At 64.8% G+C, this 19,500-nt stretch carries 14 protein-coding genes; 7 read left to right on the top strand and 7 right to left on the bottom strand.

Annotated features, from left to right (window positions below; translation table 11 throughout):
• Window positions 1-75: 75 nt before the first annotated feature.
• The 4 genes from L5876_RS02175 (at window position 76) to L5876_RS02160 (ending at window position 4,892) form a co-directional block, all read left to right on the top strand.
• Window positions 76-1,824 carry a methylmalonyl-CoA mutase family protein gene (locus L5876_RS02175; RefSeq protein ID WP_236954446.1) on the top strand — a complete coding sequence of 583 codons (1,749 nt, stop codon included), beginning with the start codon at window positions 76-78 and terminating at the stop codon, window positions 1,822-1,824.
• Complete coding sequence (scpA, locus tag L5876_RS02170) at window positions 1,821-3,950, top strand: methylmalonyl-CoA mutase (protein ID WP_236954445.1); 2,130 nt, start codon at window positions 1,821-1,823, stop codon at window positions 3,948-3,950. Before L5876_RS02175 ends, scpA begins: the two co-directional genes overlap by 4 nt.
• A gap of 70 nt (window positions 3,951-4,020) precedes the next feature.
• The gene (locus L5876_RS02165) at window positions 4,021-4,338 is read left to right on the top strand and encodes a heavy metal-binding domain-containing protein (protein WP_236954444.1); all 318 of its coding nucleotides are present in this window, start codon (window positions 4,021-4,023) and stop codon (window positions 4,336-4,338) included.
• Window positions 4,339-4,406: 68 nt separating this feature from the next.
• Window positions 4,407-4,892: a hypothetical protein gene (locus tag L5876_RS02160; protein WP_236954443.1), complete on the top strand. Its 486-nt coding sequence runs from the start codon at window positions 4,407-4,409 to the stop codon at window positions 4,890-4,892.
• Window positions 4,893-4,895: 3 nt separating this feature from the next.
• On the opposite strand, the gene L5876_RS02155 is transcribed toward L5876_RS02160, so the two are convergent.
• From L5876_RS02155 to L5876_RS02135, 5 genes are all read right to left on the bottom strand, one after another.
• Window positions 4,896-5,375, bottom strand: coding sequence for a hypothetical protein (locus tag L5876_RS02155; protein ID WP_236954442.1), 480 nt, complete (start codon window positions 5,373-5,375; stop codon window positions 4,896-4,898).
• A gap of 1 nt (window position 5,376) precedes the next feature.
• On the bottom strand, window positions 5,377-6,444 hold the full coding sequence (locus tag L5876_RS02150) for a hypothetical protein (protein ID WP_236954441.1): 1,068 nt from the start codon (window positions 6,442-6,444) through the stop codon (window positions 5,377-5,379).
• Between the two features lie 124 nt (window positions 6,445-6,568).
• Entirely contained in the window at window positions 6,569-9,106 is a 2,538-nt protein-coding gene (locus L5876_RS02145; protein WP_236954440.1) for a TonB-dependent receptor, read from the bottom strand.
• Window positions 9,107-9,304: 198 nt separating this feature from the next.
• Window positions 9,305-9,949 (bottom strand): glutathione S-transferase family protein, encoded by a 645-nt coding sequence (locus L5876_RS02140; RefSeq protein ID WP_236954439.1) that lies wholly within the window; start codon window positions 9,947-9,949, stop codon window positions 9,305-9,307.
• Window positions 9,946-11,721 carry an amidase gene (locus tag L5876_RS02135; protein WP_236954438.1) on the bottom strand — a complete coding sequence of 592 codons (1,776 nt, stop codon included), beginning with the start codon at window positions 11,719-11,721 and terminating at the stop codon, window positions 9,946-9,948. Before L5876_RS02135 ends, L5876_RS02140 begins: the two co-directional genes overlap by 4 nt.
• 204 nt (window positions 11,722-11,925) lie before the next feature.
• Here L5876_RS02135 and L5876_RS02130 point away from each other — a divergent pair, with 204 nt between their 5' ends.
• From L5876_RS02130 to L5876_RS02120, 3 genes are all read left to right on the top strand, one after another.
• Entirely contained in the window at window positions 11,926-12,855 is a 930-nt protein-coding gene (locus L5876_RS02130; protein ID WP_236954437.1) for a hypothetical protein, read from the top strand.
• Window positions 12,856-12,909: 54 nt separating this feature from the next.
• Window positions 12,910-13,710: a hypothetical protein gene (locus L5876_RS02125; RefSeq protein WP_236954436.1), complete on the top strand. Its 801-nt coding sequence runs from the start codon at window positions 12,910-12,912 to the stop codon at window positions 13,708-13,710.
• A 437-nt stretch (window positions 13,711-14,147) separates the two neighbouring features.
• Window positions 14,148-15,410: an ImmA/IrrE family metallo-endopeptidase gene (locus L5876_RS02120; protein ID WP_236954435.1), complete on the top strand. Its 1,263-nt coding sequence runs from the start codon at window positions 14,148-14,150 to the stop codon at window positions 15,408-15,410.
• A 20-nt stretch (window positions 15,411-15,430) separates the two neighbouring features.
• Here L5876_RS02120 and L5876_RS02115 read toward each other — a convergent pair whose 3' ends face one another.
• Both L5876_RS02115 and L5876_RS02110 read right to left on the bottom strand, forming a co-directional pair.
• Entirely contained in the window at window positions 15,431-17,134 is a 1,704-nt protein-coding gene (locus L5876_RS02115) for a tetratricopeptide repeat protein (RefSeq protein WP_236954434.1), read from the bottom strand.
• Window positions 17,134-19,500, bottom strand: coding sequence for a glycosyl transferase family protein (locus tag L5876_RS02110; RefSeq protein WP_236954433.1), 2,367 nt, complete (start codon window positions 19,498-19,500; stop codon window positions 17,134-17,136). The genes L5876_RS02115 and L5876_RS02110 overlap by 1 nt, the downstream gene beginning before the upstream one ends.

The following is a 19,500-nucleotide window of genomic DNA, read 5'->3' as shown; positions in this document are numbered from 1 at the left end:
CGCGCTTGAGGGTTGACGCAAAGCCGCCCCGCGCCTTTTCTCGCGCCGCAACATGGCTTCAGGGAAAGATCACGGATGAGCGAGGATATCCGCGAACTGGCACGGGGATTTCCGGCCCAGTCGCCCGGGGACTGGCGCGAACTGGCACTCGGCGCCCTCAAGGGCGCGGACTTCGACCGGACGCTGGTGCGCACGACCGCGGACGGACTCGCGCGCGGCCCGGTCTTCTTCGATCGTCCTTCGGGCAGCGCCCCGCTCTACCCGGCACGCGACGCGTTTCTGCCGTGGGCGATCCGCCAGAGTCATGGCGAAGCCGACCCGGCCAGGGCCAATGCGAACATCCTCGCCGACCTCGCCGGCGGCGTGTCTGAAATCTCGCTGCGTCTTGACGAGGACGGCACGAACGGGATCGCAGCGGCATCCGCCGATGAGATTCGCCGAGCGCTCGAAGGCGTGGATCTGTCGATCGCCCCCGTTCACGTCGAGGCGGGCGGCCTCGACGGTGCGCACTTGTTGTCCGAGGTCCTGAAACACGCGCCGGACACGAAGGGCGGATTCGGCTTGCCGCCGGCCACGCCGCATGCGGCTGAATTCGCAAAGCAATTCCCGAACATGCGCCTTGTCGCTGTCGACGCGCGGTCGGTGTTCGATGCGGGCGGCAGCGAGGTGCAGGAAGTCGCCTGCATGGCGTGCGGCCTCGCCGAAGCGATGCGCGACCTGATCGATCACGGCGTTGATGCGGACCGGGCTGCGCGTGGTGTCGAAGCGCGCCTCGCAGCCGACGCGGACATTCATCTGACCATCGCGAAGCTGCGTGCCGCCCGGATTGTGGCGGCACGGATTCTGGACGCGTTCGGCGTCAACGGCGTTGCGACCCCGATCCACGCCGTCACCGCCTACAGGATGATGACGCGGCGCGATCCGTGGACCAACCTCATCCGCGTGACGGCTGCCGGTTTCGCCGCCGCGGCAGGCGGGGCCGACGCGATCACGATCCGCCCGGTCACCGCCGCGCTCGGACGCCCGACACCGTTTGCCCAGCGCGTCGCGCGCAATCTTCAGATCATGCTGCAGGAGGAATCGCATCTGGGGCGCGTCGCCGATCCCGCGGCCGGCTCCTTCCTGCACGAGACCCTGACCCGCGAGCTAGCGCAGCAGGCCTGGTCGCTTTTCCAGACGCTGGAAAGCGAAGGCGGCTACGGTAATGCAGTCGATGGCGACGCCTTCCGCACGCGAATCGCCGAGGCGCGCGCCGGACACGAGAAGGCGTATCGTTCGGGCAAGGAATCGCTGATCGGGATCAACGCCTTCCCGGAACTTCACTCGCGTCCGGTCGAGGCCCTGCCCGGCCACGATATCGGCCATGACGCTCCGTTCGAACCGGTCCGCTTTGCCGCACCCTTCGAAGCCTTCCGTGATGCGGCGGAGAAGCACGAAAAGAAGGCCGGGCATCGCCCGAAAGCCTTCCTCGCGACGCTCGGTTCGCTCGCGGAATTCAACGCTCGCGCGACCTTCGCGCAGAACCATCTCGCGGTCGGCGGGGTCGAAGTCAGCGGCGCAGCCGCATACGCGAACGCAGACAAATGCGTCGCGGCCTTCAAGGACAGTGGCACCGCTCTCGCCGTGATCTGCGGTACGGATGCGGCCTATGAGACGCAGGCGAGTGAACTGGCCGCAGGACTTAAAAAGGCCGGGGCGAAGGCGGTCTGGCTGGCCGGACGGCCGATCGACGGCGTCAGCGGCATGGATCGCCACATCCATCTGCGCAGCGATCGTCTGGACGATCTTCAGGACGCCCACGCCATTCTGGGAGTGAAGGCATGAGCCATCCCGATTTCACGACGCTCGAGCTCGGCGACATCACTGCCGCGTCCCCGTCCAACGGCGAAGCCTGGATCCCGGCGGAGGAGATTCCGGTGTCACCCGCCTATGGCGCAGGTGACGTTGCGGGTCTCGACTTCACGGGCAGCGTGCCGGGCGCAGCGCCCTTCTTGCGCGGCCCCTATCCGACCATGTATGTCCAGCGGCCCTGGACGATCCGGCAATATGCCGGTTTCTCGACCGCGAAGGATTCCAACGCTTTCTACCGTCGCAATCTGGCCGCCGGTCAGAAAGGGCTCTCGGTGGCTTTCGACCTCGCCACGCACCGCGGCTATGATAGCGACCATCCACGCGTGACCGGCGATGTCGGCATGGCCGGCGTGGCGATCGATTCCATCCTCGACATGCGTGAGCTTTTCGCCGGCATCCCGCTCGACCAGATGAGCGTGTCGATGACGATGAACGGCGCGGTGCTGCCGATCATGGCGCTCTACATCGTCGCGGCGGAGGAGCAGGGCGTTGCCCCGGAACAGCTCTCCGGCACGATCCAGAACGACATCCTCAAAGAGTTCATGGTGCGGAACACCTATATCTATCCGCCCGAAGGCTCGATGCGGATCATCTCCGACATCTTCGCCTACACGGCGGAAAAGATGCCGCGCTTCAACTCGATCTCGATCTCCGGCTATCACATGCAGGAGGCCGGAGCGCCGGCCGACCTGGAACTGGCCTACACGATCGCAGACGGTCTCGATTACATCCGCGCCGGGATCGAGGCCGGGCTCGATGTCGACCGCTTCGCGCCGCGCCTGTCCTTCTTCTTCGGCATCGGCATGAATGTCTTCATGGAGGTGGCGAAGCTTCGCGCCGCCCGTCTCCTCTGGGCGCGGCTGGTGAAGGACCGGTTCGACCCGAAATCCGACAAGTCGCTGTCGCTGCGCACGCATTGCCAGACGTCGGGCTGGTCGCTGACCGCGCAGGACGTGTTCAACAATGTCGGGCGCACGGCGCTGGAGGCCATCGCCGCGGTCGACGGACACACCCAGTCGCTGCACACCAATTCGCTCGATGAGGCGCTGGCCCTGCCGACGGATTTCTCCGCCCGGATCGCGCGCAACACGCAGCTCCTGCTGGCCAGCGAAGCGCATCTGACCGATACGATCGATCCTTGGGGCGGCAGTTTCTATATCGAGCGCCTGACCCACGACCTTGCCGCCAAGGCGCTGAAACATATCGAGGAAGTCGATGCGCTCGGCGGCATGGCGAAGGCCATCGCCGAAGGCACACCCAAGCTGCGGATCGAGGAAGCTGCCGCGAAGACGCAGGCGAAGATCGACAGCGCGCAGCAGACCATCGTCGGCGTGAACAAGTTCCGCCTCGACGAGGAAGAGGACGTGCCGGTCCTCAAGGTCGACAATTACAAGGTCCGCACCGAGCAGCTCGCCAAGCTGGAAGAGCTGAAGCGCGACCGTGACGAGGCGGCGACCGAGGCGGCGCTCGGCGCGCTGACGAAGGCGGCCGAAAGCGGCAACGGCAACCTCCTCGCGCTCGCCGTGGACGCCGCCAGGTCACGCGCCACGGTCGGCGAGATCAGCTTTGCGCTGGAGAAGGTCTGGGGCCGGCACAAGGCCGAGATCCGTACGCTGAAGGGCGTTTATCTGACCGCCGCGGGCGCAGACAAGACGGTCGACCGCGCACGCGCCGCTGCGGCAGAATTCGAGAAGGCCACCGGCCGCCGCCCGCGCATCATGATCGCGAAGATGGGCCAGGACGGGCATGATCGCGGCCAGAAGGTCGTCGCGACCGCCTTCGCCGATCTCGGCTGGGACGTGGAAGTCGGGCCGCTGTTCCAGACCCCGGAAGAAGCCGCGCAGCAGGCGGTCGAGACGAAGGTGGATTTCGTCGCGGCATCTTCGCTCGCCGCCGGCCACCTGACGCTGGTCCCGGCGCTGCGCGAAGCCCTGCAGAAGCTGGAGGCCAGCGATATCCGCATCGTCGTCGGAGGCGTGGTGCCCCCGGAAGACGTGATGGTCCTCAAGCAGATGGGCGCGGTCGAGGTCTTCGGTCCCGGCTCGGTCATCGCACAGAGCGCGCTCGCCCTGCTGGGGCGTCTCGGGGTGGAAAGCTAGTCCGGCTTTCCCCCTACCGGTGGACGATCGGGAGGCGCATCCTTTTCAGATAAGAAAAGGAGACCTCCCCATGATTGTTACCACCACGCCGAGCATCGAAGGCAAGATCATCCGCGAGTACAAGGGCGTCGTTACCGGCGAAGCCATTCTCGGCGCACACCTGTTCCGCGACCTGTTCGCCGGCATTCGCGACATAGTCGGCGGGCGGTCCGGCTCGTACGAGAAATCCCTGCGCGAAGCACGGGAGATTGCCCTGCAGGAACTGCAGGAAGAGGCCCAGAAGCGCGGCGCAAACGCCGTCGTCGGCGTCGATCTCGACTATGAGGTGATCGGCGAACAGGGCTCGATGCTGATGGTCTCGGCCAGCGGTACGGCAGTCGTGATCTAGCAAGCCGGAACGCAAAACCCGTAAATGGCGTATACTGGGCCGAGGGACTCAAATCCGGGAGCGTAACCATGCGCCGTTTCGCCATTCTCGTTTCGACCGCCCTGCTGGCCGCCTGCGCCAGTCCCAGCGTCTATGCCCCGGCGGACAGCGCGCGCGATCCCGGCTACCGGGAAGTGCGGATCGAGAATAATCGCTGGCGCGTCAGTTTCACGGGCGGGTCCGACCTGCCCTCCCCGCGCGTCGCAGACCTGGCGCTTCGCCGCGCGGCGGAACTCACCCTCGACAACGGCTATACGTGGTTCCGCGTCGTCAATGACAGCCGCGACCAGCGCGGTTCGGGCGATGGCCCGGTGCGCGGCGGCGTCAGTGTCGCGCAGAGTTTCGGCTCGGGCGGATTTCGGGCTTCGGGTGTCGGTGTAGGCCTCAGCTTTTCGCCGGGCAGCGAACGGCGCGAGACGGTGACGCTGGAAGTGCTCGGCGGGGCCGGACCTCGCCCGCTCCAACCGAATGTCTATGATTCGCAGGACGTTCTGGACAATGTCCCGCCGCTCTAGGCGCTAGCGGACCGACAGCGTTTTCGCCTGTCCCACCCAGTCATCGCGGACGATGCGGCCGCGGGCGCCGAGATCGGTGTCCCACTGGGCGATGTCCTCGTCCGACCATGCGGCGATCTGCGCATAGCGCACCACGCCGCCGGCCTTGAGCGCCTTGGCCGCCTTCGGACCCAGGCCCTTGATCGCCTGCAGATCGTCTTCTTCCTCTCCCAGGACTGGCTCGACGACCGGCTCGGCGGCCTTCGGAACCGCGATGACGGAGACCGGCTCGACCACAGACTCCTCGCGGTCGCGGCGCGCCATGGCGAGCGAACGGTGCAGGTCGTCATTCTCGCGGCGCAGACGCTCGACCTCGTCGCGCGCAGCGGCAAGCGAACGGCCATCGGCGTCCGGCGACGCACCCCAGATGCGCCAGCCGATGACGACCCCAATCCCGAGCGCAAGCGCGAGCAGGAACCACATCTGCCAGATCAGCCAGAGCATTCTATTCTCCTTCCGCCGGTACGATGTCGAACCGGATGATTTCGGCCTGGGTTTCGGACGCATTCCACGCCAGCCGGTCGGGCGACAGGCCCGCCTCGGCGAGCGTGTCCATCGCCTCCTGCGCCCGCGCCTCGGTCAACGCGACCGCGGCTTCGCCCGGATCTCCGGTCACGCGGACCGAAACGGTCACCCGCGCGGGCGGGCAGCCGGTCAGGATTTCGCCGATGCGGCGCACAGCCTCGCGCGAACCCGTCGTCAGCCCGGCCTGGCCCGGTGTAAAGCGGATCGATTCGTCGGCGCGTGCGGCGCGGACGACGGCGTCGCAACCCGCGACGCTGGTGATGCCGTCATGGGTGCGTCCGTTGCGATCGACCAGATAGGCCGAGGCCGTGAAACCGGGCGGCAGATCCGCGGACATGTTCAGAACCGAACGCGCGGTCTGATCGCTGCCGGCATGACCAAATAGTCCGATCTCGTGATCGGTCAGCACACCCGTTCCGCGTTCGAGGCGCGCGAGTTCGGCAATGATGCGTTTGGCCGCGGTTTCCCAGTCATTGGCCGGCGCGGACCCGTCATTCGTGACGGTCAGCGAGATTTCCTGGCCTGCCGGGAAGAGCTGGCGGGCATAATCCGTGATGGACCGCACGGCGCGCTCGCTCGCGGCATCGCCGAGAATGGTGATCCGTCCATTGGACGCCGTCGCGCGGAAAGCGAAGACGGCTTCGAAATCGGTCCGTGTCGTCAGGTCGATCACGCGGGTGACCCCGCCCGCCACCTCGCCGCCCGACCAGGTCGAGCGCAGCGCGGCCGACACGGCATCAAGCCGCGCGGCTTCGCTCGGTGCGCGGCCTTCGAGAATCGCCCGCTGGCCATCCATGCGCACATGCGCCCAGGCATGTTCGCGGCCGGCGAGTGCGTCGTCGGCATGGTCGAGCAACTGGCGTTCGAGCCGCCCCGCCGACACGCCGGAGAAGTGGATGCCGATCACGCCCACGAGCACGAACGCAATCAGTCCGGCGCCGATGATGCGCCAGACACGTTCGCTGAAGATGGGCAATTGCTTCGCCATAGACCGCCCTGCCGGTTCACGCCCCGAAATAGGAAGTTTCGCCGTCGGTATCCAGTGATTGTGGAAAAGAAAAGGCCGGGGCGTTGCCGCCCCGGCCTTTCCATGCCGTTTGGCGTCCCCCCGCCTAGCGGCGTGCCCGAAGCGTCACGCCCCAGGTGCGCGGGGCACCGAGGAAGGCGTTGAACGAACCCGGCTGGAACGGACCGTCGAAGCCGACCTGGATGTAATCCTCGTCGGTGAGGTTCCGCGCCCACAGTTCCAGAGCCCAGCTTTCGTCCTGCGCGCCGACGCCGAGGCGGGCGTTGAGGACGGTGTAGCCTTCCTGGATCTTCTCCGGGTCAAGGTCCGAACCGGTGTTCTGCTCGGAAACGTAGCGGCCATCGAGGTGGGCCAGCCACTCCATGTTGCCGCCCAGCGGCGCACGGTAGGTGATCGCACCCGAGGTGTACCATTCCGGAGCCAGCGACATCGTGGCGCCCGACAGGCGGTCCACGTCCGGCGTGCCGGTCGCCGCGAAGTCATTGTACTGCGCGTCGGCATAGGTCACGCCGCCCTGAAGGGTCAGGTTGTCGGTCGGCAGCCAGAGCAGTTCCAGTTCCGCACCGCGGGTCGTCGCGCCTTCGTTGAGCGAGGTCACGAAGAAGGCGATGCCGTTGAAGGTGTTGAGCTGGAAGGTCTCGAAGTCGGAGTAGAACAGGTAGAGGTTGGCCAGCAGCGTGTCGTTGAAGGCTTCGGTCTTGAAGCCAAGCTCGAAGCTGTCGACCAGTTCCGGCTCGAACTGCGCGGGATATACCGCGTTGCCGTTCAGGATGGACTGGAAGTCAACGCGCTGGGCACCTGCCTGGTCGAAACGGTCGAGGTTGAAGCCGCCCGCCTTGTAGCCGCGCGAATACGTACCGTACATCAGGAAGTCGTCGTTGAAGCGGTGCGACAGGGAGAGGATCCCGGTCAGTTCGCTTTCCGAACGCGACTGGTCGAAATTGATGTTCGAGTAGACATCCCGCGCGCCCGGCAGACAGGTGAAGGTACCGAACTGGATGAGGCTGGCGACCGGCACCTGCGAGGCTTGCGAGAAGCCGGCCAGGATGGCCTGGTTCTGCGCCGTGGTGAAATCGAGCGCTTCGCCGAACACCGCTTCCCAGACATCGCACGCCGGAACATTGGAGGGCGAGAAGTCCGCGCGGGCGTCCTTCGTCGTGTCGGTCCAGCGGACACCGAAGGTCAGGTCGGTATTTTCGCCAACCGCCCAGGTGTTGTGCGTGAACAGAGCGAAGGTGCTGGCTTCCTGTTCGTAGGTGTCACCCAGATTGTTGCCGCCGCCGGCCGGAGCACCCTGGCCCGGAGCGAGCGGGGTATAGCCCGGGATGAAGGCACCGCCGAGGCCGTTGGCCAGGGTCGTCACGAGGGTCGGCGAACCGCCCAGCAGGCCGAGATAGGGCTCGAAATGCACGCCGTACTGGATGGCGTCGCGGCGGGTCAGGTCTTCCTGGCTATAGAAGCCGCCGACCATCCAGTCGAAATTGCCGGCGGTGCCCTGCAGGCGCAGCTCGGCGGTGGCGTTTCCGAAGTCGAAGGAGTTGCGGGTCGGGTCGCGATAGACGACGTCGGCGCCGGTGAAGTCGGTGTCCTGACCGGTGATCAGCGAGTAATCCCTGACCGAGCCGATCGCCACGAGTTCGAAATTATCGAAATCATAGGTGAATTCGGCCTGGAAGCCGCCGTCGGTCACGTCCTGCGTGGTGTCGCGGTTGGCCTGGACGACGCGCGAGAACGGCGCCTCATTGCCCGGCGTCGGGCGCGAACCCGGGACCAGCGCGTTAAGGGCAAGCGAGGTCGGGCCGGACACGAGGCTGGGCGCGCCGCAGCAATTCTCGTCGCGATTGGTGACGTCGGCCGTCAGCTGGAATTCACCGCGCGTGCCGAGATTGAACAGCGCCTGGCCGCGGAAGGTCACGAAGTCCTGGTCGTTGTCCTCGGCATAGGTGCGCGGACCGCCGAAGGTCTGGACGTCCAGGAAGCCATCGCGGTTGCCGCGTGCGGCATAGAGGCGGACGGCGAGGAAGTCGTCGACGATCGGGCCGGTGACGCTGCCCGCCAGGCGATAGCCGTCGGCGCCGCCCGTGATGTAGCCGGCTTCGAGATTGTAGCCGTATTCGAATTCCGGATCGGCCGTGACGATGTTGATCAGACCCGCGGAGGTGTTCGCTCCGAACAGCGTGCCCTGCGGACCACGCAGCACTTCGATGCGCTCGATCTCGCCGAGGTCGCCGAAGCTGACGCCGTTACGGGCGCGCGGCACGCCGTCGATCACGATGCCGACCGAGCTTTCCAGACCCGGGTTGTCACCGACCGTACCAACGCCGCGGATACGCGCCGTGGTCGAATACTCGTTGGAGGTCGAGGTGACGTTGAGGCCCGGCGCGAGAACCGTGAGGTCCTTGATGTCGCGGACGCCGGAGTTCTGCAGCAGTTCGGCGGTGAAGGCCGTCACGGCAATCGGAACGTCCTGGATGCCCTGCTCACGCTTCTGGGCGGTCACGACGATGGTGTCGACGGTGGAACGGGTCTGCGTCTCGGTTTCCTGAGCGAAAGCGCTCGGGGCCATAAGAACGGCAGACGAGGCAGCAGCCAGCAGCGCTGCGCGCGTAACGCGGATGTTCATCTTAACTGTCCTCCCGGTTCCCGGCCTGTGGCCGAGTTCTGATGCGGCCCTTTTCCGGACCTTGGGAAGGAACATGCCGCAAAGTGCTGTTTCAAAGAAGGGGTATCCCCGGTCCAAACCCCCTCGGAAGCACCTGTTTCCCGGCCCGTCACATGGTTTTCCGAAATTTGTTGCGAGAACGACACACTTTTCCCGGGGTCAGGCCGAGGCGCTCGGCCTTGCCCTGATAGCCTGATGCCATTCGCGCAGCGCCGACATGTCTGATTCCGGGCGGATTTTCACCCAGGCTGCGAACTCGACAAAGATGAAGGCGGTGATATCGGCGTTGGAAAAGGCGTCACCCGCCAGCCAGGGCACGTCCTGCAATCGAGTATCGAGTACGGACATGAAAACCGCCATGCGCTTCAGACCCCGCTCGGCGAGCGCCGGGATCTGCTCATAGCCCTCCGGCCCCGGCAGGGCGCGCCCCTTCAGCGCCGGACTGGAGTTCCGCAGCGCGTCGGCGGCGGCCCAGAGACCTTCCATCTCGGCGCGCGCATTCCATTCCGCCACAAGGGCTTTTTCCACCGGCGTGCGCCCCATGAGCGGCGGCTCGGGGCAGACCTCTTCCAGATAGCGCGCGATCGAGGACGTATCGCCGAGCACGGTGCCGTCCGGAAGCTTCAGCGCAGGGACGGTGCAACGCGGATTGAGTTTCCGGTATGGTGGCTGAAGGTGCTCGCCATTTTTCAGGTCAACCTGGACGGTTTCGACCTCGATCCCCTTCTCGGCAATGAAGATGCGCGAGCGGCGCGGACTCGGTGCGGTGGCGCAGTCGTAGAAGACGTGACCGTCGAGCCTCATGCGAAAGCCTCCGGCCGTTCGTCGGCAACGCCGAGACGCTCCTCGATCGCACGGCCGAGCGCGACGAGATTGCCTTCCTCGAACAGCGGCGCCCAGAGCGTCGAGGCATAGGGCACACGGTATTCGGTCGCGTCCTCGTTGGCCGTGCTGCCGAAGATGGTCCGCGTGCGCTGGTTCACGAAGCCGGACCGGAAAGCGAGGCAGGGATGGCCGGTGAAGTTGGTGATCACCAGCATCGCGCCCGCGAAGTTCGGGCCGATCACCGCGTCGACATTCGAGAACATGTCGTGCGCGGCGGTCATGACCTGACGGCGCAGCCTGTCGACATTGACCATGTCGACCGCCGAGATGAAGCGCGCCCGGCGCCAGGTGTTCGGCCAGGCTGCGGCGTCCTGCCAGACGAGGCTGTCATCCTCATTGCTCAGCGTGAGCTGTTCGAAGGCGGCGGCCGATTCCGCCTCGACGACGGCGAACAGTGCGTCATAGGGCAGGTCCGGCATCGAGACCTCGACGAGTTCGACGCCGGCATCGCGGGCGGCCTGCAAAGCGGCGCGGTCCGGGTCGGCGGCGTTCTCGAACCATTGCGGGTTGTAGCCGACACGCATGCCGCGCACGTCGCGTCCGGCATTGCAATCGAAGCCATGGCCCAGCGAGCCGGGCTCGGTGGCGTTAAGGCCGTTGATCGCGGCGAGGACGAAGGCCGTGTCCTCCGCCGAGCGGCAGAGCGGGCCGACCTTGTCGAGCGACCAGCACAGCGCCATCGCGCCCTCGCGCGGCACGCGGCCGAAAGTGGGTCTGAGGCCGGTCGTGCCGCAGCGGTGCGAGGGCGAGACGATGGAGCCGAGCGTCTCGGTCCCGATGCCGAAGCCGACGAGCGCGGCGGCCGTGGCCGAGGCGGAGCCGGCGCTGGAGCCCGACGAGCCTTCATCGGTGTTGAACGGGTTGCGGGTGATGCCGCCGAACCAGCGGTCGCCATAGGCAATGGCGCCATTCGTGGTCTTGCCGAGGAGGACCGCTCCGGCCTCGCGCAGGCGCGTCGTCACGACGGCGTCGTGTTCGGCGATGCGGTCGCGCCAGGGGGTCGCGCCCCAGGTGCCGCGCACGCCGGCGACGTCGATAATGTCCTTCATGCCATAGGGAATGCCGTGCAGCGGGCCGCGATAGCGCCCGGCGGCGATCTCCGCGTCTGCGGCATCGGCCTCGCGCCGTGCGATATCGGCGGTGACGGTGACGAAACATTCGAGGCGCGGACCGTGCTGCGCGATGCGCGCCAGATAGATGTCGGTCAGGCGGCGGGATGTGATCTGGCGGGAGCGGATCCACTCGGCCTGTTTCCAGACCGGGGCGAAGGCGATGTCGGTGTCATTACCCGGCAAAGATCCCGCCGCGCGGCCGGATGCGGTCACCGTATTGCCCTGTTCACGATAGGCGATGCCCGGCAGGCGCGGATCGAAGATGGTGGCGGGGGCGAGCGTGTTCGGCTTGTCGACCTGGCGGAGGCGGACCATGCGGTCGATCCACTGGTCGATTTCCTCGACCATCATCGCGCGCTCTTCGTCGGTATAGCGCACAGCGAACAGGCGTTCGGCGTTGGCAATCGTGTCCGGAGAAATCGCGGCGGCCTCAGCGGCCGGCGATTCGGCGCCCAGCGCCCCCGGGATCGATTGCGGCGCGGATTGTTCCTGCGCTCCGGCGCGTCCGGCGGCGAGCCCCGCCGCCCCCACGGCCAGTCCCTGCAGCATTCTGCGCCGCGTCGTGTGGCGATCGGACATGCCTCCCCTCCCCGTTCAGGTGTCGTTCAAGCGTGAAGCAGGAGATGAAACATGAATGCTTCCTGTCAATCTCCATCCCGAAATGGTCCGGGATGATCCAGAAATGGACTCATGTACCGCCCCAATTCGCCACATTTGCTTCTTAACCATGAATGGCTGCGAAAGCGGCGGGGCTGACTGACCTTTTGAAAAGCGAGGGGCAAAATGGCTGCAAACATCGAAGATTTCGGGAGCCGGCAATATCTCCGTGAAGGAGAGCCGCAGCAGGAAAACCGCTCGCGTTTTTCCGTCTCCCGCGGCACCAAGGGCCAACAGCGCGACTATGATCTGCAATTCGCGATCGCCCGCGCCAACCGCGCCTTCGCCAATCTGAAACTGTTCCGCGCAACGCATGGCTGGGCCTTCGACGCCCCGGCGGCGAACGCCGATCCGGCGAAGACGCCGAAAGGGATCGAGCGCGCGGCCATCTATCCGGAAAGCCACGTCCTGCACTTCTCCATCCTCGCGGGCCTCGTCCTGTTCGAGGGTCTGGCGAATGCCTACTTTTTCTCGACCGGCTCGGACCTCGGCCTCCTCGGCGGCTGGCTGCAGGCGATCACGGTGTCCTTCACCAATGTCATCGCCAGCTTCTTCCTGATCGGCTTCCTGTGCCTGCGTCACCTGATGAACCCGAAGAAGCTGTGGTTCTTCGTGCCGGCCGCCATCGGCCTGCCGATCGCCATCGCCTTCATCGTGGTCCTGAACCTGGCCGCGGCGCACTATCGCGACCTCCTGGAACTGAACGCCGCAACGCTGGCGCTCGGCGGAGCGGACATTACGGGCGCCATCCTCGCCCCGCTGCCGCACATGTTCGAGAACCCGTTCGGCCTACAGACGCTGGAAGCCTATCTCCTGCTCACGCTCGGCCTGACCTTCGCGGCGATCGCCGCCTTCAAGGGCCGCACTTTTGACGACGCCCTGCCGGGTTATGGCGTGGTCCAGCGCAATGCCGAGAAGTCGGCGCGTGAGCTGAACCGCACGCTGAAGAAGGCCGCATCGGGCCGTCTGGCGACGCCGGAACAGGTCGCAGAGGCCGAAGACCTCCTGATGGAGATGGCCAACGACCTCAGCGAACGGGAGCGGATCGGCCGCTGACGCGGCCATCCCAACCGTCTAGGCTGACGCCGCAGCGACCAAGGGGGGCCTGCCATGTCGGGACGTGACGCACTCGGTATCTTCAACATCATCATCGTGCTCGGCATCCTGGGCGGGATCAGCTATCTCGCCATGTCGCTGCAGCCGGAAGAATACGATCGCGACACGCTGTGCGTCGTGGGCGTCACCCCGCCCCACCGCGTGGTGATCATCGACAAGACCGACCTCTATTCCATGGACCAGGCCGAGGCGATTGCCGGCGTGATCCTGAATGAGCGCGACCGGCTGGGCGTCGGTGAACGCCTGTCCCTGTTCGAGCTCAACGAGAACGGCAATCTCTCCGACACCAACAATTTCTCGCTGTGCAATCCGGGCAGCGGCGAGCAGGTGAACCCGCTCTACCGCAATCCGGAGCGCATCCAGGCGCGCTATGAGGCGCTGTTCGCCGGGCCGCTGCAGACCGCTCTCTCCGACCTCGTGACGCCGAAGGATGCGCCGCAAAGCCCGATCCTCGAGGCGCTGGCCGGCCTGACGCACGAAGACAGCTTCGACCGGTCCGTGCCGGGGCGTCACATCGTCCTCGTCTCGGACATGTTGCAGAATTCGGAGATCTTCACCGTCTATGGCCGCGGCCGCGGTTCGATCGAGGAGCGGCTGCCCGACCCGGTCGAGGTCGCCCAGGCGCTCGAGGCGCAGCATGGCGACGGGCTGATGGGCGTGACGCTCGAAATCCGCCTCATCCCCCGCGCCGGGTGGGAGGCCGATCAGGCCGGCCCGCTGCGCGACTACTGGGACCTCGTCTTCCGCCAGCTCGGCGTCCGGGCGTATTGGTCAGAGTTGCCAGGTGACGGCTAGACAAGTTGTCTCCGTTCGGGATACTCACGACGCCGATTGACTACTGGTACTGATGCCTCGTCCCAGACAACAAAAAAAGCCAGACCGATTGACGCCTGAGCAAGCCGCAGCAGCTGACTATGTGGGCAGTTGCGAGCACAAGGCCAATCGCTGGTGGAATGGCTTACCTTGCGTCAGAGTGGATCATACCGGAGCCGCAAGTCGACCGAAGAAGCAGCTTACGACAATTTGCCCACTGACCACGGAAGCAGAAAGGAAAATTGCGACAAGTTGGGTACAATCCGCGCTCCTTTCAGGAGCGTTTAGATACGTCGAGGGCGATCAAGACTACCCACGCCACATTTGGCATACTGACGAGAATGGGCAAAAGTGGGAGGGTCGTTGCATCAATACGGCCTCGGGTGAATATAAAGGTTGGCCAGTAGAGTCATTCAAACATGATTAATAAAAATATTCAATGGATCGAGGAGCAGAGCAATAGGGCCCCCGAAGAACGCAATACTGTATGCAACCTATTGCTTGAAATCAATGACGTAAATGTCACTGAACACCTATCTGAAGGATCTATTTTCGAACGAATCTGCATACCGATCTACGGCATTGCAGACGGCCTAGTGCATGAATGGTGGAAATTGTTAGGCTCTCGCGATGGCGGGGTGTCAATATTGAATTTTAGGAGCGGGTATATTGTACCCAACATGTCCATGCACACCGATGGGGAGATGCTTTATATCAATGCGCGAAGCATCAGATATAATGATTCTAAGATAAAGTTTCTGAACTCTGCACATGACGCCATAGGAATTGAGGACGGCATTTCGTTTTTGAATAGTTTTGTTGAAGAGGTGATTTCGAGGCTTAAAGATTCCGGTCTGACGTCGACCAGCCTTTCTCAAAGGTGGAGGCGCATCAAAAATAGCGAAGTCAATGGTGAAAGAGATTTTTGCCTCGCAGCAGGCGCGCTCGGCCTCGACCCATATCAAATTGATGATGCAGCCGCTGAAATGATTGAAAAATTTGAATCATTTTTTTCAGGAGAATCATTGGTTGAGGCTTTATCTGGATCAATTGGTGTTGATCGCGAAAAACTACTTGAATGGGTGCAGCGAATGAACACCGACACAAGCACGCGTTATAAGCTTCGCGAGCTTCGACGGATTTCGGATCAGCTGAACAGAAATTATAATCCACAGAGCGGACCCGCTTGGAGTAAGGGATACAAGCTCGCTCATATGGCCCGCCGCGCCCTTGGGATGCCTGAACATGCCGAATTCGATAATTTTAAAAGTTTGGCTTCAAAATTTGGAAGTTATCGCTCATTCGCGCTTGCCCCAAGTGTCGAAGGTGTGAAAGCTCTGCGGACCGAAGCGAGCGACAGCATCAAAGTTCATGTTCGCGATCGCGGGCGGTCAGGCGAAGCTCAAAGCTCTCACCTATTTGCTTTGGCAAGAGCAATTGGCGACGCGATTTGTTTCCCTGAAAGCGATATTTCGATCGTGAATGATGCAACCTCTGCATACCGCCAAGCTGCAGGCCGTGCGTTTGCCGCTGAATTCCTTGCTCCAAGCACCGAAGTAAAGTCGATGCTGGAGGACAAACATGACGTTTCGTCAATCTCGGAGCGATTTCACGTATCAGAGTCCGTTATCAAGCATCAGATTGAAAACAATAATCGCATCGAGGCGGCAATCGCTGCATAAAGAAGCATATTGAGCGCAAACTAAAAACTCCACACCACCCGGCCGATGACCGCGTCGTCGCCATCGCCGGCGAGGCTTTCCCGGTATTCCAGCTCGAAATCGACGCGCTTGCGCGGGGCGGTGTAGCGGTCCTCGTCGAACCAGTAGCTGAAGGACACGCCCGGCCCGGCCTCGAAGCGCTCGCGCGTGGTGAAGCTGTCATCGGTCGCCTGCGCCACTGCGACGACATAGGGCGTCACCGCCCAGCGGTCGGCGATGCGGAAGCGGCGGCCCTGGCGGGCCGAGGCATAGGCGGAGAGGAATTCCGGACTGTCGGGGATGTAGCTGACATCGGCGTAGAGCGCCGTGTAGTTCCAGCTGTCCCGTGACGGGTTCCAGTCATAGCCGTCCGTCCATCCGTATGAGGCGCGCAGAAGCCAGGCATCGCGGGCGAGGTCGCCCCCGGCGATCAGGCGTTCGGCGCTGACATTGAAGTCGTGGTCCCGGAAGGGCCGCCAGCGCGCGCCCGCGCCGAATTGCAGCGTGTCCTCGTTGAGGTCGAACGTGCCCGGTTCGGTCGAGACATAACCCCGCCCGTAAATCGTGACACCGCCGCCCAGGTCGCGCAGCGCGTCCGGCCGCCAGCCGGCTTCCGCGCCGATCTGGGTTTCCGACGCGCCCTGCTGCAGCGGGTTCGGGATGGCTTGCTCCGAGCGGTAGCCGGCAAAGGCATAGCCATAGGTCGAGCGTTCCAGCTGCTCGATCTCGCGGCGCAGACGGTAGAGATGGGTTTCGTCCGCCTCACCCTGCCCCGCCCCATTATCGATGGCGGCGCGGAAGGCCCCGGCCGCACCCTGGCGGTCGCCCGCGGCGATCAGCGCATAGCCCAGATCCTCGCGGACCTCGTTGCGGCTCGGGTCCAGGCGAAGCGCGCGGCGGAAGAGCTCCGCGGCGCGGGCGTCCTGCCCGCCCCGGCGCGCGGCATAGGCGGCGGAGAGGACGATGGTTACATTGTCCGGATCACCGGCCAGCGCGGCATCGAAGGCGCGGCGCGCTTCGACCGGGCGGTCGAGGCGGTCATAGAGCAGGCCGAGCTCGTACTGGCGGTAAGGCGCGTCCTCGATCGCGACGGCGCGCTCCCAGTAGAGGGCGGCGGCATCGGGCTGGGCGTCGGCCATCGAGCGCGCCTTCTCCTCGAAATAGAGGGCAAGCGGCGCATCGTTGAGGTCGTTCGGATCGATCGCGTTGAGGCGGGCCATCGCCTGACCGGGGCGGTTGTCGAGACGCGCGGCGCGGGCGGCCATCAGCCGGTCGCTGGCGAGACCCGACAGGCGCGAGGCCGCTTCCCATCCGATCAGGGCGCGCGTCGTTTGCCTGGCAGCCTCTGACTGGTAGCCGAGCCCGCGCATGGCATTCAGCGCCTGCGCCTCGGGCAGCTGGTCGCGGTAGGTCACCGCCTGCCAGTAAGCGTCGGCGGCGCGTTCGGATTGTCCTTCCTGGACCGCGCACTCAGCAGCGACCATCCAGTCGATCGCACTGCGGCTGGAATTGGCGACCGATTCCAGCATCGGCAGGGCTTCGCCGCACCGGTTCGAATTCGCCAGTTCCACAGCGCGGATGCGCAGGGCTTCCAGCTCCGCCGGATCGAGCTCCGCCCCGGCCGGCCAGGCGGCGAGGCCGAAGATCAGCGCGGAGGTCGCGAGCAACAAGCGGCGGTGACGGCGGGGTTTCAGCGTCTTGGACATCACGCGTCCTCCAGGATTTCCGGCTGCTTCGCGGCCACCTCGGCGAGATCGGCATCCTTAAGATAGCCGAGACGCGTGGCGACATGAACAAAGCCGAAGGGCGTTTTCGGTTGGGCGGCGTCGAGCGCGGCGATATCGACCGGGCGCACGATGCGGTTCTGGCGCAGATAGTCGCCGAGGCGTTCGCCGGTCGAGTAGATCCGGTCGAGCGCGGCCATCAGCTGGTCGTGGCTGAGCGCGCCGCGCCGGACGAGGAGATCGCCCGCACGCGTCCACTGGCGGCGGATGTGCTTCCACACAGTCGCGCTTTCCTCGCCTGCCAGCATCGTCATCTGCGACAGAACGCGGTCGGCGCGCAGATCGCTGTCCAGTTCGGCGCGGTTCCAGCCGAAGCGGATGCCGAAGGCGACGTCGCTCAGGGGCGCGAAGGCGAGCTTGATCGGCTTGCCGGCCGCCTTTTCCAGCATGGCGCGCTGGTCTTCGGTGATCGGCTCGGCGATGGCGACATGGATGGAGCCATTCTCCTTGCCATAGGGATAGGCCGTCAGGCGCGCGGCGAGCGCCTGCGGGATGCGCTTCAACAGGGCCGGCTCGGTCTTCAGCGGGTCGAGATCGATCCGCGGCAGGCCGGTCAGGTCGGAGAAGGCGGTCGCCAGCTCGTCCTCGGTCACGAGGGTGTTGTCGAGCAGGGCCAGGCCCAGCGGGCGGTATTGACGGCGCTGCTCGGCCACGACGGCTTCCAGTTCCGCATCACCGACCATGCCCCAGGACAGGAGGATGTCGCCCAGACGGCGGGCCTTGGCGGCATTCGCCGCGCCGGCGGCCTGAAGCTCCTCCATCGAGGGATAGGCGTGGGCGGTCTTGTCCCAGGTCAGGCGCGTGCCGCTCATTGCGTGCCACACCCAGCGGCGCCCGGCCCGCCAGCAGGCCATGAAGCCGATATAGTTCGCGATCACCATCCGGACGGGCGCCAGGATGGCGTATTTCACGCCGTGCGCCGCGCCGGTGAAGATGACCCGGTGCAGGACGCGGTTCACCAGGAAGATGAAGTTGATCTGCACGATCGTCCAAAGCCAGGAATTCGGGTCGATCAGCGGCGGCAGTCCGCCCGTCGACGGCACCAGCGAGACCAGCGCGGCATAGAGCAGCCACTGGAAGACGATGGCATAGGCCAGCATGCCTGTCGGCGCGGTCCAGATCGCCTTGCGGTCGCGGTAGAGGAAGTAGCGGTGGGCGGCGGGACCGACCCAGCCCAGCTGCTTCCAGCCCATGAAGGAAATGCCGAGCATCCAGCGCGATTTCTGGCGGATCGAGAACTTGGCCTTGTCGGGGAAGAATTCGCGCGTCGCGATCAGCTGGCGCTTGTACTTCGTGACCATGCCCGGGCGGAAGCGCGCCTTGCGCTCGGCGACCGCCGTCTTCGCGCGGTAGCGCACGAATTCGGACTTGAAGCCGGCTTCGTAGAGGCGCTGGCCGATATCATAGTCCTCGGTCAGGGAGTCCGTGTTGAAGGGCTGGTTGTCGCGCTCGTCGCACAGAAGCTGGATCGCGTGGCGGGAGAACGCGCTCGCCACGCCAGCGGAGGGCACCTGGCCGGTCATGCTGGCACGCACGGGCAGGTCCTTGGTGTGCCACTCGGCGAACTCGTCCATGTAGTGGCAGGCCACGAGCGCGGTCCATTTGCGCGGCATGGACAGGACCGGCAGCTGCAGCATGTCGGCGCGGTCGAGATACGCATTCACCAGCTTGAAGGAGAGTGGATGGATCACGTCCTCCGAGTCCTGCATCAGGATGGCGTCATACTTCTGGCCGCGCTCGTCCTCGACCTTGGTGATGTTGGCGATCACCCAGTTGAGGCAGTCCGCCTTCGAGGTCGGGCCGGCATGACCGACGCTGGCGCGGATCACCTGGGGATACTGGCGCGCGACACGGTCGACCTCGGCAATCGTGTCCGGGTCGTTCGGATAGGTACCGACGAAAATGTCGTATTGCGCATAGTCCATCGTCTTCAGCGTGTGGACGAGCATGCGCGCGATGACGTCGCTCTCCTGCCAGGCGGGCACCATGACGGCAAAGCGCTTCTGTGGCAGGGCGTGCAGCTTCTTCAGGCTGGGCACCTTGCGGAAGGGACGTGTGACCAGGCGCTGGGCCCGGTAGATCCAGTAGTAGAGGTCGATGAAGGCGTCATCGATCGACGACAGGAAGATGGCAATGGCGGAATAGGCGGTCAGGCCCGACAGGATGGCCCAGTACAGGCGCACGGCCGCCCCCGCATCGGTGCGGAATTCGTCAGAGCCGAGCCAGTCGCCGAACTGTCCGAGTTCAGCGAGGACCGGAGCCGCCGCGGATATGAGCTGGGCCGTCAT

The organism is Hyphobacterium sp. SN044, from assembly GCF_021864465.1.
In the GTDB taxonomy this organism is placed as follows: Bacteria; Pseudomonadota; Alphaproteobacteria; order Caulobacterales; family Maricaulaceae; genus Hyphobacterium.
This window is presented reverse-complemented; position numbering and strand designations above follow the sequence as displayed.